The organism is Cognatundibacterium oligocarboniphilum, assembly GCF_013377855.1.
Lineage (GTDB): Bacteria > Pseudomonadota > Gammaproteobacteria > Burkholderiales > Burkholderiaceae_D > Undibacterium > Undibacterium oligocarboniphilum.
Window position 1 is genome coordinate 1 of record NZ_JABXYJ010000030.1, and the last position, 1,044, is coordinate 1,044.

A 1,044-nucleotide genomic window follows, 5' to 3' on the forward strand; every position below is an offset into this window, starting at 1 on the left:
AATGTATTACATACCATGTAATTACATACTATTTTAAACTAATATTCAAGGTGAAATAGGATGTATCTAAATGCAGGATAAGATAAGGTTATCCAGTGTTATGTCCCCAAAACCGTTAAAATCGACGTAATATTTGATACGGGTCTAATTTACCCAATGATCTCAAAATCTGGGGGATGAGCAGTATGAGCAAAATAGATCACTACCTTCACGCCGGCACCCGAGACAATACACGCGTTGCCTATCAATCGGCTGTGCGGCACTACGAAATTGAATGGGGCGGCTTCTTACCCGCCACCAGCGAAAACATTGCGCAGTACTTAGCTGATCATGCGGAAAAGCTCGCCATCAATACTCTTCGCCAACGCTTGGCTGCCTTGGCTCAGTGGCATATTGATCAGGGGTTTCCCGACCCCACCAAAAGTCCGCTGGTCAAAAAAGTGCTTCGAGGAATTCAAAGAGAGCATCCAACTCAAGAAAAACAGGCAAAGCCATTTCAGCTTGACCAACTTAGCATCGTCGATCGCTGGCTGGACCAGGCAATTGCCACTGCAAATGCATCCGGTGACCGTGCTGGAGAACTACGACACACCAGGAACCGTGCCTTGCTACTGCTTGGTTTCTGGCGAGGTTTCCGTGGAGATGAGCTTACACGCCTGCAGTTTGAGTACATTGAAGTTTCTCCTGGTCAAGGCATGAGTTTTTTCCTGCCACATACAAAAGGTGATCGCCAGAATAAAGGGGTGACATTTAAAGCGCCTGCACTGAATCAGTTCTGCCCGGTTGCTGCCTATATTGCCTGGAAGGAATTGGCTGGACTTGAATCCGGGGCGGTGTTCAGATCAGTCAATCGCTGGGGGAAAATTGGGGATCAGGGGCTTCACATGGATAGCTTGATACCGCTGTTGCGTACCATGTTCAAGGATGCTGGCGTCACTGATTCTGGTGACTATTCAGCACACTCACTTAGACGTGGATTTGCGAACTGGGCGACCGGCAATGGCTGGGATATAAAAACACTGATGGAGTATGTAGGCTGGAAAA

The 1,044-nt window shown here is 47.7% G+C and carries 1 protein-coding gene; it reads left to right on the forward strand.

The genetic code is table 11. The features are described 5' to 3' along the window. Positions 1-185: 185 nt before the first annotated feature. Positions 186-1,044: tyrosine-type recombinase/integrase (locus tag HV832_RS17125; RefSeq protein WP_176805264.1), on the forward strand; the 859-nt coding region annotated here is incomplete at its 3' end.